Origin of the sequence: Leptospira congkakensis, assembly GCF_004770265.1 — a bacterium.
In the GTDB taxonomy this organism is placed as follows: Bacteria; Spirochaetota; Leptospiria; order Leptospirales; family Leptospiraceae; genus Leptospira_A; species Leptospira_A congkakensis.
The window spans coordinates 131,027-148,790 of the sequence record NZ_RQGQ01000009.1 but is presented as its reverse complement, the minus strand read 5'-3'; the positions used below and the strand labels follow the sequence as shown (position 1 = coordinate 148,790).

Genomic DNA, 17,764 nt, shown 5'->3' with positions numbered 1-17,764 from the left:
CCACCTAAACTTGATAAAACGAATTATCAATTTAGGTAGGTAACTTTTTGATTAATTCTTCAATAAATAGATCTGAATTGATGAATTTGATTTAGAATCACTAGAAGATTCTTTTTCCCCAATAATAGGCAAAACGGAATTGGAATCTAAAGATTCTTTTGCTATCATTGATTTGATTTCATCATAGCGGCGTTTGAGAAGTCGAACCTGAAAACCAACATCACCCGTTGGATTCACTTTACCATACAAAACAATTTGAACTTTTTCTTCAGATTTTAAAATCTTTTGGCTTAGTGATACCAATTTATTCTCAGAATCACTTGTTAGTCGATGATCATCAGGTTCAAATGAAATGGTTTCGACTGGATCAGCATTCCCCACAGATTTCCAAAAAGCAAGTTTTGACTTTGTTAGATTTCCATCCCCTTCTCCCACTGATTTCATCGATTTTTCTACTTGGTCCCAAGGACAAGACCGAATGTAATCTGTAGATGAATTTAGGGAAACCAGAAAACCAATAGCTGTAATTCCAATGTCCCAAGGTTTTGCATAGGATTTTGTTTCAAATACATATTCGTTATTTGTAATATCAAAAGATTTTGTTCTATAGAACGGCAAAAGGAACAAAATCCTGTAAGTCCGAATTTCAGTCTCTGTAGGCTGGCACTCGGGAGTGGAGTTTACTTTAAGATGGGAACGAGTTTCTAGTGGAATTCCTTTCCATGCACAGGAAAGAAAGGTAAAAAGGAATACGAAGATGGAAAGTTTTTGAGCCATACAAATCCTAAAATCAAAGAATCTTGTTCATATAATGTTTGTAATGTTGAATTAGACAAGCAATATTTGAAATGTAAACTTAAGATAAACTAGTTTTATATTTTATTATAAACGAAATAACAACTGCTAAATTGAATCTTCAGCAGAATCTTTACGATTGATCATCCATCCACTAAACCCATCTAAAAAGTATAAAAAATCTATTTTATCATCGTGATCAAAATCAAATTTCTGCAAGGCTTCATCGTAACAACGAAACCAAACTGCCCTTTCTTTTTCAGAAATCGGAAATATGAAATGCCGCATCCGCATCCGAGCCGGACCCCATTTTTCGATATATATACTTGGGCCACCTAACACCTGGATCATAAAATCAGCCTGTTTTTCTTTAGCTAAATCCCAATCACCTTTAAACATCCATTTGATTTCTGAATTCGCCACCAGATCATAAAAATCAGAAACAAGTTTGCGAATTGCTACCTCACCCCATTTTTCAAAAAGGAATTTAACGTTCGGGCTAGGGGGAGGTGGTCCACCGGGGGGAGTGTAAATATCGTTCGGATCCAAATCGATAGTCAGTATCGCGAAAGGGACAGGAAGGGGAAGTCGAATTTTCGACCGGAGCCGAAGGCGGAGCCCGGACTTGCCCGGCCCCGAGGGACGAGGGGTTCGCCCCCCAAAATCCAAAATAAATCATCTAAGTTTCTATGGGAACCAGCTGTAAAAAGTAACTGACTTTCCTTTTGTGATTTCTAAGAGGAGAACCTCCATTCGGATTTTGGGATTAATTCCTGGACGATAGGTAAAATTCGCAAAACTTGGTAAAAAATTCCGAAAAAGGTATACTAAATGGCACTGACTCACCCGCAATCCGCACTCTTTGCAGGAGAAAAACCTTTCCCTATCATCCCTGCTTGTGAACACTTCGCTGGATCTGAAAAACTCATCACGAAAGCTCTCGAGTTACAAAATAAACTCGGTGGACTTTTCGATATCACGATGGACTGCGAAGACGGTGCCCAAACGGGGAAAGAAAAAGAACACGCAGAAATGATTGTTCGCATTCAAAATTCTGAACTCAACAAACACAAAATGAGTGGTGTTCGTATTCATGATTATACTAACGAACATTGGCGCGGTGATGTTGATATCATTGTTCCAGGTGCAGGAAATGTAATTGCTTATATCACCATTCCAAAACCGACAAAAGCAAGTCAGGTAAAAGAACAAATCACTTACATCCAAGATGCTTGTAAAAAGGCAGGGATCAAACGCGAAATTCCAATCCACGTTTTGATTGAAACTCACGGTGCATTGAATGAAGTATTTGAAATTGCGGCTCTTCCTTGGTTGCAAGTTTTGGATTTTGGTCTAATGGACTTTATTTCCGGACACCACGGTGCAATTCCTGCATCTTGTATGAAATCACCTGGTCAATTTGATCACGAACTCCTTCGTCGTGGAAAAGCAAACCTAGTAGCAGCTGCTCTTATGAACGGTGTGATTCCGGCTCATAACGTAACTCTTGACCTTAAAAATATCTACCAAACATATGCAGATGCAAAACGTGCACATGATGAGTTTGGTTTCTTACGTATGTGGTCCATTTATCCTGCACAAATCCAATCGATTTTGGATGCAATGGCTCCTAACTTTGCTGAAACTCTCACTGCTTGTGAAATTCTCATCAAAGCTCAAGACGCAGAATGGGGACCAATCCAACATGACGGGGATTTACATGACCGTGCGACTTACCGTTATTTCTGGGAACTAGTCCAAAAAGCAAAACTCACAGGACAAAAACTTCCAGAAGAAGTAGAGAAGAGATTCTTTTCTAAATAGTAGAAACAAATAAGATCGGACTGGATTTGGTAAGCAGGTAACCTTGGTGACTTGGTTTACTTTTACAGTCCGATTCCTTTTTTACTCCCTTACTTTGGTAAGGGAGTTTATTTGGAAAGTGACTTACCTTTTTCACTGGCTCACATTGGAAACTGACTCACTCCAAACTCATTTCCTCAATCTTCATCAAAACCAATCTCTTTCTCTTCTCATTCGCTTCATTGACCAACCGCTAATTCAATAAACCCTGAACCAATCTTATCTCCTTCGCTCGCTTCCCTTGTTTCTCATTGTTTTTCATTCTTTATGGAACCTGGAAACTACCCCCAAAATGATCCGTATGCTCACCAAAGTCTTCGTTTTTCCCTAAAAAAAGGACTAAAGCAAACAGGAAAGCAGACAAATTTCCGTTTTTACGAACATATCATCTAATATGTTGATTTTTTGTTTGCAATACTGGAATTCGATTGGTTATTGTCCTAAATTATGAACAAGCGAATATCTAAACCCCACTCCTCTCTTTCCCTTTTCATCTTCCTTACCTTACTCGTAAGTACGGGAACTGCGATTTATAGCCAGGTGGCGGAACCAACGACAACTCCCAAAGTAGAGGCCGTCGTGGAACCTCCCCCTCCTCTTCCCCCACAACCGAAAGAGGAAAAAAAGGACGGGTACACCAGTCCACAAATTGGAAATCTTTCAGGAGAATATTTGCGAACCTTGCAAGTGACGAGCAAACAGAGAAAGGCTCTTCAAGAAAACAAAGGACTATGGTTTGCCGATAAGTTTCGCGTTGGATTTGGTATTCGTCCAAAAGTGGATTCGTTAAATAATACGGACTTTGATAAATCTACGCCTGACAATAGAAACAATGCCTTAACTCAAACTCAGTTTTATCTTTTAGGTGACATCAATGAAAATGTTCTATTCAAAATAACGTTACAAGACGTACGCCTTTGGGGAGGTGAAGTTGTCTCCAATGGAACTGCCGATCAAAAGTATGGAGCCATCGCAAATGCCGGCACAACAATTGATACAAGCAAACAAAAGGACGTTGCGTTAAATAATTTCACAGGACTTCGTGAAGCATTTTTAGATTTAAAATCAACAAACCAAAACTTTCGACTACGAACAGGACGTCAGATCTTAGAGTTTGGTGACGGGCGAATTCTTGGTTCCAGAAACGATAGTTTGAATGGTAACTCATTTGATGCCCTTCGATTTACTGGTAAAATCAGTAGCCATACATTAGATTTGTTTGGATCAGTAATCGGTGCAGAAAATAATTCAAACAGTATTGTTTCAAATAACTCCACAAAATTAGGTGGAATTGGTGATTCTTATTATGGTGGTGCACATTATAATTGGAAAGTTGCTGATTGGTTGGGTGTTGACTTATACAACTATAGTTTATTCAAACAACAAAGAAAAGCAACTGCACCTTCCCCACTATCGGAAACAAGAAGTTATCGTGGAGACGACCAATTGAACACATCAGGTTTTCGATTCACAAATAGAACCAAAAACAATGCATTACCTGATGTTACCGGAATCGATTGGATGGTAGAGGCGGCTTGGCAAACAGGATTTACTGGCGAACGAGTCACACCGGATTGGTTAAATCAAAATGGAACATATACAACGAACCAAAAAACAGGAGAACCGCCTCCTTTGTCTGAAGCAGTAAGATACAAAGCAAATATTGTTGCTGTACAACTGGGATACACTCCCGTAAAAGAATTTCGGATTGGAGTACAATATGTCCAAGCATCGGGAGATCCCAATCGAAATGATTCTAGTGTAGGAACATATAATCCTTTATTTGCAACAAGACGTATGGCCGGTGGGTCTTTGCCATTTGCTGGTAACGGAAACTCAGGACTTGTTTTTTGGCAAAATATTAAAGACTATTCCCTACATTTAAAATATGAAACTTCAAATTATGGAACGTTTATTTTAAATCCACACTGGTATTACAAGGTTAAATTGCAAGATGGGTATTATGATAATAACAACTATGTAAGCGGTAGCAAAGCTACTGGTGAAACTGCTTCCACAGAAGACTATGACAATACAGATGCATATAACGTAAATAAACCTAAGTTAGGAAAACTTGTAGCAACTGAAATTAACTTTATCTATATCATCACTCCATTTGAAAATGTATCCTTCTGGTTTGGAGCGACGGTGATTAAAGCTGGTGATGCCATTCGTAATCAAAAAAACAATCCAAATGAGCCGGATCCTCTGCATCGATACGATCTAAGTCCTACTGCAACTATGGCGACATTCCAAACAGTATTTGCGATTTAGAGGATAACAAATCAGTATAGAACAAAATTCCCTAATTTGGGTTTTGGTTCTATACTGATTTAATAGAAATTGAGTTTAGTTTAATTTGAACCTTTCTACTTGAGTGGAAAGATAAGAAGCTTGAGATGCGATTTCAGCAGATACGATGGTCAACCGGTCTGAACCAGTCGCAACGTCCTGGGTGCCATTAGAAATACTGATAATCGTTTTTGAAATTTCTTCCGTTGCCCTTTTTTGTTCGAAAACAGCATCTTCAATTTGGAGATTCAAGTTAGTAAGCAAATTTGAATTTTGAGCAATGTCTTTTGCATTGTTTTCTTGCAAAAGAACGGAACCTAATACCCGTGTTGCGGAAGTTTCAAATTCTTTTACACGACTGTTGAGTAAATTCAAAACTTGTGCTGCTTCCGTAACTTTTTTGTTTCCGTTTTCTACAGCTGAATTTGTAGATATGACAAGATCACCAATCTCTTTGACCGAAGCACCTGTCTGTAAGGCAAGTTTTCCAATTTCCTCTGCTACCACAGCAAAACCTCGGCCAGCATCTCCTGCACGAGCAGCTTCAATGGCAGCATTCAAAGCTAAAAGATTTGTTTTTTCAGAAATCTCTGTAATGATATCTAATACTTCACTGATTCGTTCTGCCTTTTCACCAATGTCTTCCATAGCCTTAGTGGATTCGTTCATAGCAGTTTCACCAACAACGGCATGTTCCCTGGATTCAGAAGCAAATTTAGCAAGGTATTCCATTTCCTTGTTAATATTTTGAACTTCTTCCCTTAGAGTTAACACAGATTTGTCGATCATTTTCATTTTCACAACAGCTTCTTCCATCGATTTACCAACATTTTCTGCTGATGCAGATAATTCTTCTACTGCCGCCGACGATTCTTCTGCAGCAGAAGCTTGCGTTTGAGAAGTATCGGAAAGATTTTGGGAAGTGGAAGCCATTGTGGAAGATTGGTTTCCTAATTTTTCCACTGTGTGTTTGATATCACCAATGATAGAAACCAAACTATTCTTCATTCGATTCATAGAATCCAATAAACTTCCGATTTCGTCTTGATTAATTTCTTCGGCACTAATAGCCAAGTTTCCATTTGCAATTTGCGAAGAAAATGCCATCGCTTTTTCTAAACGAAGACTGATTTGTTTTTTAAAAATAAAATTTAGGAAAAACAATACTACAAATAGAATTATAAAAGAAATCAACACAGAACTAAGGATTACTTTCGAAATTTGATCGCTAAAAATAGAGTCAGGAATACTGATCTGAAGAGCCCAAAACTGTGGGTCCTTACCGATATGAAATGGAGAAAAATAATGGGTGTAACCTGCATGTTGGATTGTAAACATTTTACCCAATTTTAAATTATCTAAATAATACTTTAAATGTTCAGGGTTTTCAATTTTTTTACCAAGTTTGGTTTGGTCTTGGCCATACATCACATACGTTCCGTTAGATGATAAAAAAGCGATATGTCCTTGCCCACGAAATGGGCGAGTGTCTCCGATTTTTTCCTGCAAAGTTCCTACATCTAAATCAATTCCAGCAGCTCCCATAAATTTTCCCTTAGGATAAATGGGAACAACAAGGGAAATCATTTGGATTTTTTTCCCGCCCGCCAAATACTCGTAAGGTCCAAATACTTTTGCTTTGTTTGTTTTTTTTACTTGAAGATAATAATCACCGGCACCTTCAGGATTATCATAGTCCACAAGTGGTTCTAAGTTGATTTTTCCATCTGCATTACGATGTAAATAAGGAATGAACCTTCCTGTTTTATCATGGCCTGGTTTTCCAATGAAAGCAGCATCTCTGCCTTCATAACCGTTCGGTTCGTAACAAAGCCAAATGGCAAAAATATCATCGTTACGTTCAAGAATTTCTCTCATACTACTGATCATTGATTCCCGAGGAGGAGAGGCATAAAATAAAGCAAAACGGAAACCACGAATTACACCCATCATTGCATTCAGGTGTTCCTGAATTTCAAACGACCATTTTTCTGAGGTGATTTTTGAATTTTCTTTGATTTCTGCGTTGAGGTCTGTGATGGTTCGGTAAATTTGAAAAGTAGTTAGTATCAAAAATCCTAAAAATAAAATAGCAGCGATAGATAACGAGACCCTTTGGCGTATACTCATAAGGATCGATCTTATGGTTAACAAATTATTTGTAAATATATTACCGCATCTAGCTGTGAAATCTGGTTTTCGGGAAAAAAGAAATTTTCAGTAATCACTGTATCCAAAGTGGTATAGTCTTCGTGATTATCCTAATCTATTTGCGATTCTCAAATCATTTCCGATAAAATTTCCCTGAATCTGTCTCATTAGGGTGATTTCGGAACCAAGAAAGCAACGATAACGGAATTTAGTGCAAGTAGAGCTAAATTCCGTTATATGACCACTGTTATTTTTTCGACTTTGTTTTGATCGAAAAGTTTCGATATTCTACGTATTCAATATCATCAACTGACAGTTGAAAAACGCCTTTTGTTGAATGAACAATAAAAATATCACCTAACTGAGCGACAACTGCTCCAGAAAGTACTTCCCCGTTTGCTTTGTGAATGGTTTCCAAAACACTGTAGTGGTTATGAATTTCTTCCTCGTTGTCTAAATTGGTTTTTACAGCATCAGAGGCGATTTTATTCAATGCCTCAATTCGTTTCTCTCCGTGTTCCTTCTCGATTGTTTGCGTCAGAACTTCTGAAGTAGCAGCATTTTGCGATTCAATTTGTTTTTGAATGGTTTCCGATGGAATGGAGACTAATGTTTCTGCTTCCGCTTTTTCTTGCGGCGAAACCACACTAGTTGCTTTCGACAATCCATGATCAAAATCGGTGAATCCAGAGAGTTCGTCCCCGGTCAAAGCATTACTAGCAACTTTGGCATTGATTAAATAGACAAGTTCGTTTAAGTTAGGATTGACTTCTAACTTTTCTCCTGGCTCTAACACAACCTCATTCTCTTCCAATGTTTTCACCAAACGACTATAACTTTCTTTCGAAAGACCTTCGTTGAGTTCGATTAGTTTGGGTGATGTTTTAAAAGCTACGGATACAGCACCTTCATAAACTTTTACTTTAGGTACGGAACCTTTTTCTAATTCAAAAGAAAAGACAGTACCACGAACACCCGCCACCATAGTAGGGGAAGTGACCGAGAGGTTTTGCCCTGATTTTAATTTGACTGATTTTACGAGTAGATTCCCCGCCCATAAGTGGATGTCGGTATTTGTTCTCGTTTTCCCTGCAATGTCACGAAACAAAACGTCTGAATTATCTTTAATGCGAATCACTTCGCCTCGGTAGGTTTGTAAATCCACCCTACCCAATTTAGAAACAATTCTGTCACCGGGGCGGACGACATCTCCAATCTTGGCCTTTGTTTCTTTACCTTGGGAGGTAATGAGAATGGTACCTTGGAGAAAGGTAACAACTGCTCCCGAGGGTTCATCTTTTTCAGGATTCGATCCAAACTGGAAACGATCACATTGTAAAGATAAGAGAATGATGGTAAGTAGTGTAATGTAGGTTTTCATATATTTTTCCGAATTTCCCCTGTAAAAAGAAGAACAATCCAGCGTAACTCGATTTTCAATTTTGTAAAAACAAAATTAGTTTTTTATGAAATTAATAGTATTTTACCTAATAATTGAGAATTAAACACAAGAATGTCACAATTGTTAGTTTATCGGAAGGACAATCGTTCACTGGCGGCAACTTTTTAGAACCTGGAGTTAGAGTGAATGGCCGACTGAGAAAAATTCAAACGAACCTTCTTCTAAATACTATTTTTTGAGGTCGGAAATTCTTTTCCCTAAATCGGAAGATTTACTGAATAGTTTTGTTTTTCCAACAATTTGCGATTGGTAAATGCTTGTGTGCCCAGAAGCAATATAAGCAATTCCTGCGGTTAGGAAAAAATAAATCCCAGATTCCCATCCAAATAATTCCATTCCCATAACGGCACAGGCTAATGGAGTGTTGGTGGCCCCTGCGAATACTGAAATGAATCCAATTCCTACAAACAAAACAAGATGTGAAGGATCAATATAACCGAATAAATTTCCTAGACCCGCACCGATAAAAAATAGTGGAGTGACTTCACCACCTTTAAATCCAGAACCTATTGTGATTGTTGTTACGATTAACTTTAACAAAAACGTTTCTGGTGGCAATTGGTTGACGAATGCTGATTGTAAAGTAGAAAGTCCTAATCCTAAATATACAGGGCTTAGTCCTAAAACAACGAACAATACAATAACAATACCACCCACCAAAGGTCGCACAGGTGAATATTGAATCCAATATTGAAAAACATTGGAGATATTTTGCAATACCCAGCTAAATAATTTTGCCACCCATCCAGATAAAATTCCAAGTATCACCAAACAAACAATAATGGTTCCATTAAAATCGAAAGGTATTTTTGGATAATTAGAATGATCAACTCCCCATAACAAACAAACCAAATGAGCCAAGTAAGCTGTAACGAGAGATAGAAAAATATATCTCCAACGGTAATTTCCAATTCGAATGACTTCGACCGAAAAAATAGCCGCAGCAAAAGGGGTCCCAAAAACAGATGCAAAACCAGCACTGATCCCTAATATAATCAATGTTTGTTGTTCTCGAATTGTAAAGGGAAGAACACGAACCAATTGATGAGCAATGGATCCACCCATCTGAACCGCAGTCCCTTCCCTACCTGCCGATCCACCGAATAAATGTGTAATGAGTGTTCCTAAAAATACAAAGGGAGCCATTCGAATCGGAATGATTGATGAGGGAGAATGAATTTCTTCTAAGAGCAAATTATTTCCCTTACTTACATTTTTTCCGTAATGAAAATAAAACCAACCAATAGCGAATCCCGCAAAAGGTAAAAAATAAACCAACCACGGATTTAATTCACGAAACCGACTTAGTTTTTCGAGCGACACCAAAAAGAAAGCGGATGCAGAACCGACGGAAAACGATATAAACCCGATCGTTCCGAACCATTTCAAAAGAAACGGGACGGACTTAGAAAGGGGAAATATCTCTAATCTGGCTTTATTTGGTTCGAGATTTGAATTTTCCATCAACTTACTTTTTCCAGAGATTGGATTTTGAGGCCAATGAAAACCAACTTTTCTACCAAGATTTAATACTTAGGTATTGACCTAAGTATTAAATTCCCTTATCATGGCAACATGGTCAAACGATCTTACAATATAGATGTTGTTTTGCACGCTCTCTCCGATCCAACAAGGAGACAGGTGGTAGAACGATTGGGCATTGGTCCCGCGAGTGTCAGCGATTTGGCTGTTCCGTTTTCTATGGCTATGCCCTCCTTCATGCAACATTTAGATATTTTGGAATCTTCTCAGCTCATCTATACCGAGAAGGTTGGAAGGGTAAGAATTTGTTATCTAAACCCGAATCCATTTTCAGTTATGGATTCTTGGTTACAGACACAAAAGTCTTTATGGGAAACAAGACTAAACCAACTAGACTCATTTTTATTAAAAACGAAGGGAAAAAAAAATGAATAAAGAATCAAAAGAATCTTTCAATCCGGAATTGGACTTAGTGTTAGAAAGGATAGTCGAAGTGCCCGTTGAATTGGTATGGAACGCTTGGACAAAACCAGAACAATTAAAACAATGGTTTACTCCAGTTCCATGGAAAACCATCGATTGTAGGATCGATTTACAACCTGGTGGAGAATTTTATACAGTAATGGAATCTCCCGAAGGAAATCAATTTCCAAATAACGGTTGTTTTCTGGAAGTAGAGTATTTAAAAAAGTTAGTTTTTACAGACAGTTTGCTTCCTGGGTATCGACCTTCTGGAAATAGTTTTATGACTGCCTTTGTTACAATGGAATCGCTTGGTAATGCTACAAAATACAAAGCGGTAGCAAAACACAAAGATCCAGAAACAAAAAAACAACATGAAGAGATGGGATTTTTGGAAGGATGGGGTACGGCTCTTGACCAACTTGTAGCATTTACGAAAACCTTACCTAAATAAAAAAAGAAACTAAAAATGCCGTCACTAATTCAGTACGGCAGTTTTTTCTATCGCTTCAATTTCTCTTTTTTTATCTTTCATTAGCGTTTCTGCTGCAGAAAGGTATGTTTCAAAGGTATTGTAGTCTTTTGCTTTGATGGTTCCACAAAATTGAAAGTAAACCTTCTGTGATTTTTTAAGATGTGAGTATTCAGGCAAACTAGAATAACCCATCATCCCACTGACAACAAATACATCTAAATCAACATTAAATTTATAAGCGATTTTCATAACCCCCGTTTGAAAGGGTTTGATTTCCTCTGTAAAAGTTCTTTCGCCTTCGGGATACAAAAAGATAGATCTCGTTTTTAAAACTCTTAATACATCTGTTTTAAAATTTCTAAAATTTGGTTTTTTCTCAGAATAAATAACGGCCTCCACAATTGTTTTGTGCATCATCAAAGGAATGATTTTGTATCTTTGGATGATATCGCCGCCTAAATAAGAAAGTTTTACATCTTTTGATTTTGATAAATATGGGAGGGCAACGATGAGTGGAACTTCCATCGCATTGGTATGGTTAGAAATTAAAAATCGATTATTACCGTTTGGATTCCAATCACCTTGTTCAAAATGTAAAGTTCTTCCTGTTAAAAAGAAAAAAGAACGATACCAAAAGTATCCTAAATAATTATTGATTCGATTGGAAGCTCGATCGAAACCAGTGATTTTAAAAATATAAGAAAAAGAGAGTCCGATAGGAAAAAGAATCACGAGGATTGGAATGGCATAACATAAAACAACAAAAAACTGGAGTTGGCCCATGTGAGAATAGGAGCCGAAGCCTAAGTATGGTAAACAATAATTCTAAAGTATCTCCCCGAAATTCAAAGAATCTTCGGGAAAAAATAGAACGTATCAAACACCTAGTTCTAAGAGAAATCTTGAGAGCGGTTGTCTAACGATGCTAATTTTACCTTCGATTTGGTCCACCAGCATCCCAATCAATTGTAAACCAAAACCAGGAGAGTCTTCAAAGGAAACAGATTCAGGAATTCCCACTCCATTATCAGAATATTCTAAATAGAGTTTTTTACCTTCACGAAATATTTTGAGTTCAATCACGGCACTGGTTTTTTCATTAAATGCATGTTTCATTGAATTTGTAATGAGTTCGTTCAGAATGATCCCCAATGAAGAAAGGAGTTTAGCATTTAATTCGATTGGTTCTTCCGTAATGTTCATCTTTACTTCTACACTTTTTGGGAAAATAGAAACAATCTCATTAAATATAGCGGGAAAATAATCTTGTAAAGAAACCGTATTGTCAGTCTCGGAATGATAAAGTTTATCGTATAAAACGATCATACTTTTGACTCGACCAGCAGCTTCATAAAGAATCGTCTGAACAGAACTTTCTGACTGCGCACGCGCTTGTAGAGTTAACAATGTAAAGATGGAACTCATATTATTTTTTACGCGATGATGGATTTCTTTAAGAATATTCTCCTTTTCGAGAAGTAGTTTTTGAATTCTGGATTCCGAAAGATTTCGAACACTCACATCTCTTAAGATTACAGTAAAAAGTTTTTCTTCTTTTACTGAAATCTGAGAAATGGAAGCCTCAATAGGAAACTCTTCCCCATTGGCTCTAAGTCCCCTGATCTGGCCAAGAGCCCCCATCGCCCTTCGACTCACACCCGTTTTAGAAAATGAATCAATATTACTATCATGTTGGCTACGAAAATCCATTGGGATCAATCGATCCAAAGGTTGGCCAATCACTTCCAAAGACTGATAACCAAACATCTTTTCTGCGGCACCATTGAAGAGAATGATCTTTTTGGATTTATCAATACTAATGATAGCATCCATTGCTGACTCAATGATTTGTGTAAGTTTGGCCTCTGATTCTTTGACATGCCTCATTGCATTCAATCGATCAGATATATCTCTCCCCACTGCAATATACCCAATTGGTAAATTACTTTCATCGTCCAAAAGCACTTGGTTTACTTCAATGTTACGCAAACTGCCATCTTTTGCATATTGAATTACCTCACCAATAAAACTACCATCCAGGTTAACTCTTTGCATCACTTGATCGCGAGAAAGATTTAGATAATCTGTTTTTAATACCTCTACAACAGATTTTCCCATTACCTCTTCCGCTTTCCAGAGATAGATTTTTTCTGCGGCTTTGTTCCAATAATTGATTTTATGATTGAAGTCGGTTCCAATAACGGCATCAAGTACGTTGTTAAGCATATTCGCCTGTTTTGCTATATGACTTTGAACATTGTATTCTGCAGTAATGTCACGAAAAACGAGTACAACACCTCTGGTTTCCCCGTTTAGATCTTTGATAGGAGATCCAGAATCAGAAATCTGATATTCGGATCCATCCCGAGAAAGTAACACGGTATGGTTTGCCAATCCGACGATTGAATTGGTTCGGAGTACTATGTCTACAGGGTTTTCGACGAGTGACCGCGTTTTCACATTCACGATTTTGAATACTTCTTTGATATCAAGTCCCACACCTTCGTCGTGAGTCCATCCAGTCAATTTTTCTGCAATGGGATTCATTCGAATGACTTTACCATCACTATCGGTTGCGATGACACCATCACCTATTGAATGTAAAACGGTTTCAAGATGTTCTTTTTTACTTTTTGTGAGCTCGTTTGCCTCAAAAAGTTTAAATGCCATTTTGATGGAAGCATCTAAAACAGTAAAACCAGAGTTTTTTACGACATATCCATAAGAGGTTATGGCTTCCGTTTTTTTAACAATATCAAGTTCTGTATGTGAGGAGAGAAATACGACTGGGATTTCTTTATGGTTTAATATTTCAGTAGCAGTTTGTGTTCCATCTAAACCCTTTCCTAAATCTATATCCATAAGGATTAAATCAAAAGGTTTTTCCGATTGGATGATTAATTGAATCGCATTTTCACCGTTATTAACGTGTGTTACATTATAACCGCCTTGCTCCAACTGTTTTTTTTCAAACATGGCAAGAATGGCCTCATCCTCAACGAGCAAAATGGATTTATCAGCGACTAAAGTCATCAAACCATCCTTTGCAAAATCCCAAAACCAACCGAGTCAGGAATTCACAAACATCAAATCTAAACAGAAACAAAATTTAATACAATCAAATATTTAGAAATTTTCTAGATTCTTGAATTTTCATTTTCACCTGTCTTTACACAAATCCCTGTTAGTTACGATTTTTTAGTACAAATACAGAGATCAAAATGCCGGAACATAAAAAATAGAGAACCCCGAGACCAACGACCCAATTTCCCAAATGGCGGTAGATTGTAAAAACCGGCGAAGTGGGAACAGAAGCGACTAATACGCCATCATTTTCTTCATAATAGTCGAGAGTTCCCTTGGCACGACCATATGCGTCATATATACCGGACAAAGCACCACGTGTGGAACGAACAACGGAAGTTCCATTTTCGATCCCTCGAAGAACGGCCATTTCCGTATGAAATGGATTGATTCCTTTCCAATCGGAGGCAGGAACCAAACTGATTCCTGTTCCTAATTCCCCATGTTTTTTGGTTAGTTGGAGGCTATCAAAATCATAACAAATTGCCACTGACATTTTCACTCCCTCTACATCGATCACTTTGATTTCAGAAGGAATATGGGAAACTGGTTCTCCCGGAGGAATGAACTGTTTAAAATAGATTTGGCGTGTTGACCCGTCCTTACCTATCCAATGCAATTGATTCTCCAGAAAAAATTCGGTGTCCCTGATAGGGACAACATAAGCGGCGATCAGTTCAATTTGGTTCTCTTTTGCTAACTTGGAAATTTTTTCCAAAAATACTTTCTCTTCCGTTCGTTGGACAATGACCGCACCTTCATTCCAAACAACAACTTTGGCACCTTCCTTGGCAGCTTGAATGGTTCTAGTGAAAACAAGATTTCTGTTCAATTGATTTTGTACCGGATCTTTCCAGATCGTTTGGATTTCCATTTTTGAGGTAACGGTTCCGACTTTAATACTTTTTCCTTCAATGGGAATTGTAATACGGAAAGCACCATAAAAATAGATCACCACTAATAATAGAAAACAAGTAAGGAGTGAATACAAAGAGTTCTTTGAAACTTTAGAATTGGAAATTAAATCAGATAAAGATTGTTCTATACTTCCATTTATCAAATAAATAATAAAACTAATACCAGTAGCTCCAAATATTGATGCCGATTGTAGTAAATGTAAATTGTTAATTTGGCTATTGGCAAACATCCCCCAAACACCTAACTCAGAACTATAACCACCAATCCATTCGATAATGGTAAACAAAAAGGCAAAACTAAGTATAGGCGAAATTTGTTTCGGAAATTTGATTCTAAGTTTGTTCCATACCCAAAGTAAAATTGTAAAAACAATTCCCCCTTGGGCTCCAGAGAGAATGGCGATCCCAATATGATATGGCTCAGAAACAATACGCATCGTAGAAAGAGATTGAATCAATATTAAGGAAAACAAAAGAACCCAAATTGAATGGCCTAAACGAATATATCTCAAGAAAGGAACCATGGCGATCCAAACAAATATTGGGACATTCCAGTTCATTCCTGTGAACCCGATAAAGATTCCGCCAATGGACAACAAAAACCATTTTTGATTTAAAAAATTCATTAATATTACCTTATATACTTATATTAAAGTTTTATTTTAATAAGTTAATTTTTGATTTTTCCGCCGGCACCTATCCACAAATAACGAAGGGAATCAAGCCAAAGTTTTTCTAAGTTTTGGTTCAATTGAAATGCAAGAATGGGGACTCCAAAAAAACAAGATCCCAAAATCATACCAAAGGATTTCCAATCTGTAGATTCGGGGAGTTCCTCATTTTGAGCAGCAATGGATATTGCATTTTGAAGAATCCCTTCGACCCCATCCGCATTCAAATCTTGAATGCCTCCGACATCAGGGAACAATAACACTCGTTCGGCTAATGTGAGTTTCGGTTGTGCTAACGGTTTTTTATTTTTGGCTTGGAACGAGATGATTTCCAAAAGAATTCTTGGATTTTTTTTGGATTCTTTGGCCGTATAACGAAATAATGCAGAAAGAATCCCGAAGCCCGAATCAGATAATTTCATTTCCTTAGCAAAAACAGATACTTGCAAACTCCAAATTTGAATGTAATGAAGGAGCAAATCTCCCTTTTCTGGAAAGTAATTATAAAATGTCGGCTCGGAAACCTCGGCAATTTCACAAAGGTCTTTGATTTTAATGGAATCGAAATCTTTAGATTCTAATTCTGTAAGGAATGCCAAAATCAAATTAGTTCGAGTTTTGGCGAACTTCCTTTCCTTAAGAGGAAAACGTAAAAGAGAATCCGTAGGATATTTATTTTTGGCAGACACAAATTAATTATAGTCCACATATTTTTTATGGTCAACTCTAATATTTTAAACTTTGATCACAAAACTATGAACTTATCTACAGAATTTTTCGAAAGGAGTGAATGGAGATTGATGTAATGAATTGGATGTGGTAAAGGGAAATCATTGGGCGGCGGGTCTAGTTCCCCACCCATACTCAGGGCGGGGAGATCCTATCCGCGCGCAAAACCCCAACCAAATTCCTATTTCTTCGCATGGGGATGGGCATTTCGATACACTTCTTTCAACCGGTCTCTCGAAACACTCAAATAGACTTGTGTTGATGATAAAGAAGCATGACCGAGTAACTCTTGTACGGCGCGAATATCAGCACCCGCGTTCAAAAGATCAGTAGCAAAGGTGTGTCGAAACTTATGAGGAGTGATGGCTTTTTCCATTCCCATCACAGTTCTGCGTTCTGATAAAATATAACGAATGCCGCGAGTGGTTAATTTCCCACCGCGTTGGTTTAAAAAGATTTCTTCAGGGCCGGATGTCCCTCTTTCTTCTAAATAATCTCGGAGTGCAATTTGTGCTTCCTCACCAATAAATACGAAACGTTCTTTACGCCTCTTTCCCATCACTTTAAGCGAAGTTAATTCATCGTTAAGGTCACTTAACTTTGCATTGACTAACTCAAATACCCGAAGTCCCGTGCTGTACAATACTTCCACGATGGCTTTGTCTCTCTTTCCAAGCACTTCGGCTTTTTCACCATCTTCATAATCCAGAATGTCTTCTGTTTCGATGGGTGTGAAGTTTTTAGGTAACTTCTTTTTTGTTTTAGGGAAACTAACTTGTAAGATGGGGTTGGCACCAATCTTTTCTTCTCTGAATAAAAATTTATAAAAAGTTCGTAAGGAAGAAAGTTTACGGCTTTGGGTTCGTTTGTCTTGTTTTTTCGCAGATTTTAAGTCAGCAAAGTAAGCCCTTACGTCCAAAACATCAACACTCAAGATGTCAATTTCCTCTTTCAAACAAAACTCAAAGAAAAATTTTAAATCGCGTAAATAGGCAAATAGTGTATGTTCCGAATAATTCTTTTCAATTTTGAGATAGGTTCGGTAACTTCGGAAAAGGTCAGCCATGGCTTGGGGAAAATGGTCGGGGATTTGGACTTCAAGAGCTGGCAGGGTCATACAGAGAAACTATCGGCAAAGTTTTCTTTCTCCTACGGCAAAAAAATACTATACAAGTACTTACATTTTGTTTAGTGTTGAAAACGACAAAAAAAGACATAATCCAGAAAAAATTCCCTCACCTTTCTAATTTGTCCCAGGTCTCATGCATACTGGAGCTAGTCCGGAAGAGAAAAAGAGTGGAATTCGGAAGGGATGGGTTCATCCTTGAGAGAGTCGGTTCACAAGAGTTTTTGGAACCAACTGACCTGATCCCCTACCTAG

At 37.6% G+C, this 17,764-nt stretch carries 14 protein-coding genes; 4 read left to right on the top strand and 10 right to left on the bottom strand.

Going from position 1 to position 17,764, the window contains the following annotated elements:
• Window positions 1-51 precede the first annotated feature (51 nt).
• Window positions 52-777 carry a hypothetical protein gene (locus tag EHQ70_RS06370; RefSeq protein ID WP_244288237.1) on the bottom strand — a complete coding sequence of 242 codons (726 nt, stop codon included), beginning with the start codon at window positions 775-777 and terminating at the stop codon, window positions 52-54.
• A gap of 126 nt (window positions 778-903) precedes the next feature.
• Window positions 904-1,344 carry a globin domain-containing protein gene (locus EHQ70_RS06365; RefSeq protein ID WP_135584635.1) on the bottom strand — a complete coding sequence of 147 codons (441 nt, stop codon included), beginning with the start codon at window positions 1,342-1,344 and terminating at the stop codon, window positions 904-906.
• A 282-nt stretch (window positions 1,345-1,626) separates the two neighbouring features.
• Between EHQ70_RS06365 and EHQ70_RS06360 the strand changes: the two genes are divergently transcribed.
• Together EHQ70_RS06360 and EHQ70_RS06355 are read left to right on the top strand one after the other, a co-directional pair.
• On the top strand, window positions 1,627-2,619 hold the full coding sequence (locus tag EHQ70_RS06360; protein ID WP_135584633.1) for an HpcH/HpaI aldolase/citrate lyase family protein: 993 nt from the start codon (window positions 1,627-1,629) through the stop codon (window positions 2,617-2,619).
• 486 nt (window positions 2,620-3,105) lie between these two features.
• Window positions 3,106-4,932, top strand: a complete 1,827-nt coding sequence (locus tag EHQ70_RS06355; protein ID WP_135584631.1) for an alginate export family protein — start codon at window positions 3,106-3,108, stop codon at window positions 4,930-4,932.
• A gap of 75 nt (window positions 4,933-5,007) precedes the next feature.
• On the opposite strand, the gene EHQ70_RS06350 is transcribed toward EHQ70_RS06355, so the two are convergent.
• From EHQ70_RS06350 to EHQ70_RS06340, 3 genes are all read right to left on the bottom strand, one after another.
• A complete protein-coding gene (locus EHQ70_RS06350; protein ID WP_135584629.1) occupies window positions 5,008-7,080 on the bottom strand; it encodes a methyl-accepting chemotaxis protein in 2,073 nt (690 codons plus the stop codon).
• Window positions 7,081-7,348: 268 nt separating this feature from the next.
• Complete coding sequence (locus EHQ70_RS06345; RefSeq protein ID WP_135584627.1) at window positions 7,349-8,482, bottom strand: FecR family protein; 1,134 nt, start codon at window positions 8,480-8,482, stop codon at window positions 7,349-7,351.
• A gap of 249 nt (window positions 8,483-8,731) precedes the next feature.
• Complete coding sequence (locus EHQ70_RS06340) at window positions 8,732-10,027, bottom strand: chloride channel protein (RefSeq protein WP_135584625.1); 1,296 nt, start codon at window positions 10,025-10,027, stop codon at window positions 8,732-8,734.
• A 111-nt stretch (window positions 10,028-10,138) separates the two neighbouring features.
• Here EHQ70_RS06340 and EHQ70_RS06335 point away from each other — a divergent pair, with 111 nt between their 5' ends.
• Window positions 10,139-10,480: an ArsR/SmtB family transcription factor gene (locus EHQ70_RS06335; protein WP_135584623.1), complete on the top strand. Its 342-nt coding sequence runs from the start codon at window positions 10,139-10,141 to the stop codon at window positions 10,478-10,480.
• On the top strand, window positions 10,473-10,961 hold the full coding sequence (locus tag EHQ70_RS06330; protein ID WP_135584621.1) for an SRPBCC family protein: 489 nt from the start codon (window positions 10,473-10,475) through the stop codon (window positions 10,959-10,961). Before EHQ70_RS06335 ends, EHQ70_RS06330 begins: the two co-directional genes overlap by 8 nt.
• Window positions 10,962-10,985: 24 nt before the next feature.
• Here EHQ70_RS06330 and EHQ70_RS06325 read toward each other — a convergent pair whose 3' ends face one another.
• From EHQ70_RS06325 to xerA, 5 genes are all read right to left on the bottom strand, one after another.
• Entirely contained in the window at window positions 10,986-11,765 is a 780-nt protein-coding gene (locus EHQ70_RS06325; protein ID WP_135584619.1) for a lysophospholipid acyltransferase family protein, read from the bottom strand.
• A gap of 93 nt (window positions 11,766-11,858) precedes the next feature.
• Window positions 11,859-14,015, bottom strand: coding sequence for a PAS domain S-box protein (locus tag EHQ70_RS06320; protein ID WP_135584617.1), 2,157 nt, complete (start codon window positions 14,013-14,015; stop codon window positions 11,859-11,861).
• Between the two features lie 151 nt (window positions 14,016-14,166).
• Complete coding sequence (locus EHQ70_RS06315) at window positions 14,167-15,609, bottom strand: nitrilase-related carbon-nitrogen hydrolase (protein WP_135584615.1); 1,443 nt, start codon at window positions 15,607-15,609, stop codon at window positions 14,167-14,169.
• 44 nt (window positions 15,610-15,653) lie between these two features.
• A complete protein-coding gene (locus EHQ70_RS06310) occupies window positions 15,654-16,343 on the bottom strand; it encodes a TetR/AcrR family transcriptional regulator (protein ID WP_135584613.1) in 690 nt (229 codons plus the stop codon).
• 221 nt (window positions 16,344-16,564) lie between these two features.
• A complete protein-coding gene (gene xerA, locus EHQ70_RS06305; protein ID WP_135584611.1) occupies window positions 16,565-17,500 on the bottom strand; it encodes a site-specific tyrosine recombinase/integron integrase in 936 nt (311 codons plus the stop codon).
• Between the last annotated feature and the right edge of the window lie 264 nt (window positions 17,501-17,764).

What these genes read in the sequence shown, in the direction of transcription:
- EHQ70_RS06370 (WP_244288237.1), bottom strand. Translation starts at nt 777, where the DNA reads ATGGCTCAAAAACTTTCCATCTTCGTATTCCTTTTTACCTTTCTTTCC.
- EHQ70_RS06360 (WP_135584633.1), top strand. Translation starts at nt 1,627, where the DNA reads ATGGCACTGACTCACCCGCAATCCGCACTCTTTGCAGGAGAAAAACCT.
- EHQ70_RS06355 (WP_135584631.1), top strand. Translation starts at nt 3,106, where the DNA reads ATGAACAAGCGAATATCTAAACCCCACTCCTCTCTTTCCCTTTTCATC.
- EHQ70_RS06350 (WP_135584629.1), bottom strand. Translation starts at nt 7,080, where the DNA reads ATGAGTATACGCCAAAGGGTCTCGTTATCTATCGCTGCTATTTTATTT.
- EHQ70_RS06345 (WP_135584627.1), bottom strand. Translation starts at nt 8,482, where the DNA reads ATGAAAACCTACATTACACTACTTACCATCATTCTCTTATCTTTACAA.
- EHQ70_RS06340 (WP_135584625.1), bottom strand. Translation starts at nt 10,027, where the DNA reads ATGGAAAATTCAAATCTCGAACCAAATAAAGCCAGATTAGAGATATTT.
- EHQ70_RS06335 (WP_135584623.1), top strand. Translation starts at nt 10,139, where the DNA reads ATGGTCAAACGATCTTACAATATAGATGTTGTTTTGCACGCTCTCTCC.
- EHQ70_RS06330 (WP_135584621.1), top strand. Translation starts at nt 10,473, where the DNA reads ATGAATAAAGAATCAAAAGAATCTTTCAATCCGGAATTGGACTTAGTG.
- EHQ70_RS06325 (WP_135584619.1), bottom strand. Translation starts at nt 11,765, where the DNA reads ATGGGCCAACTCCAGTTTTTTGTTGTTTTATGTTATGCCATTCCAATC.
- EHQ70_RS06320 (WP_135584617.1), bottom strand. Translation starts at nt 14,015, where the DNA reads ATGACTTTAGTCGCTGATAAATCCATTTTGCTCGTTGAGGATGAGGCC.
- EHQ70_RS06315 (WP_135584615.1), bottom strand. Translation starts at nt 15,609, where the DNA reads ATGAATTTTTTAAATCAAAAATGGTTTTTGTTGTCCATTGGCGGAATC.
- xerA (WP_135584611.1), bottom strand. Translation starts at nt 17,500, where the DNA reads ATGACCCTGCCAGCTCTTGAAGTCCAAATCCCCGACCATTTTCCCCAA.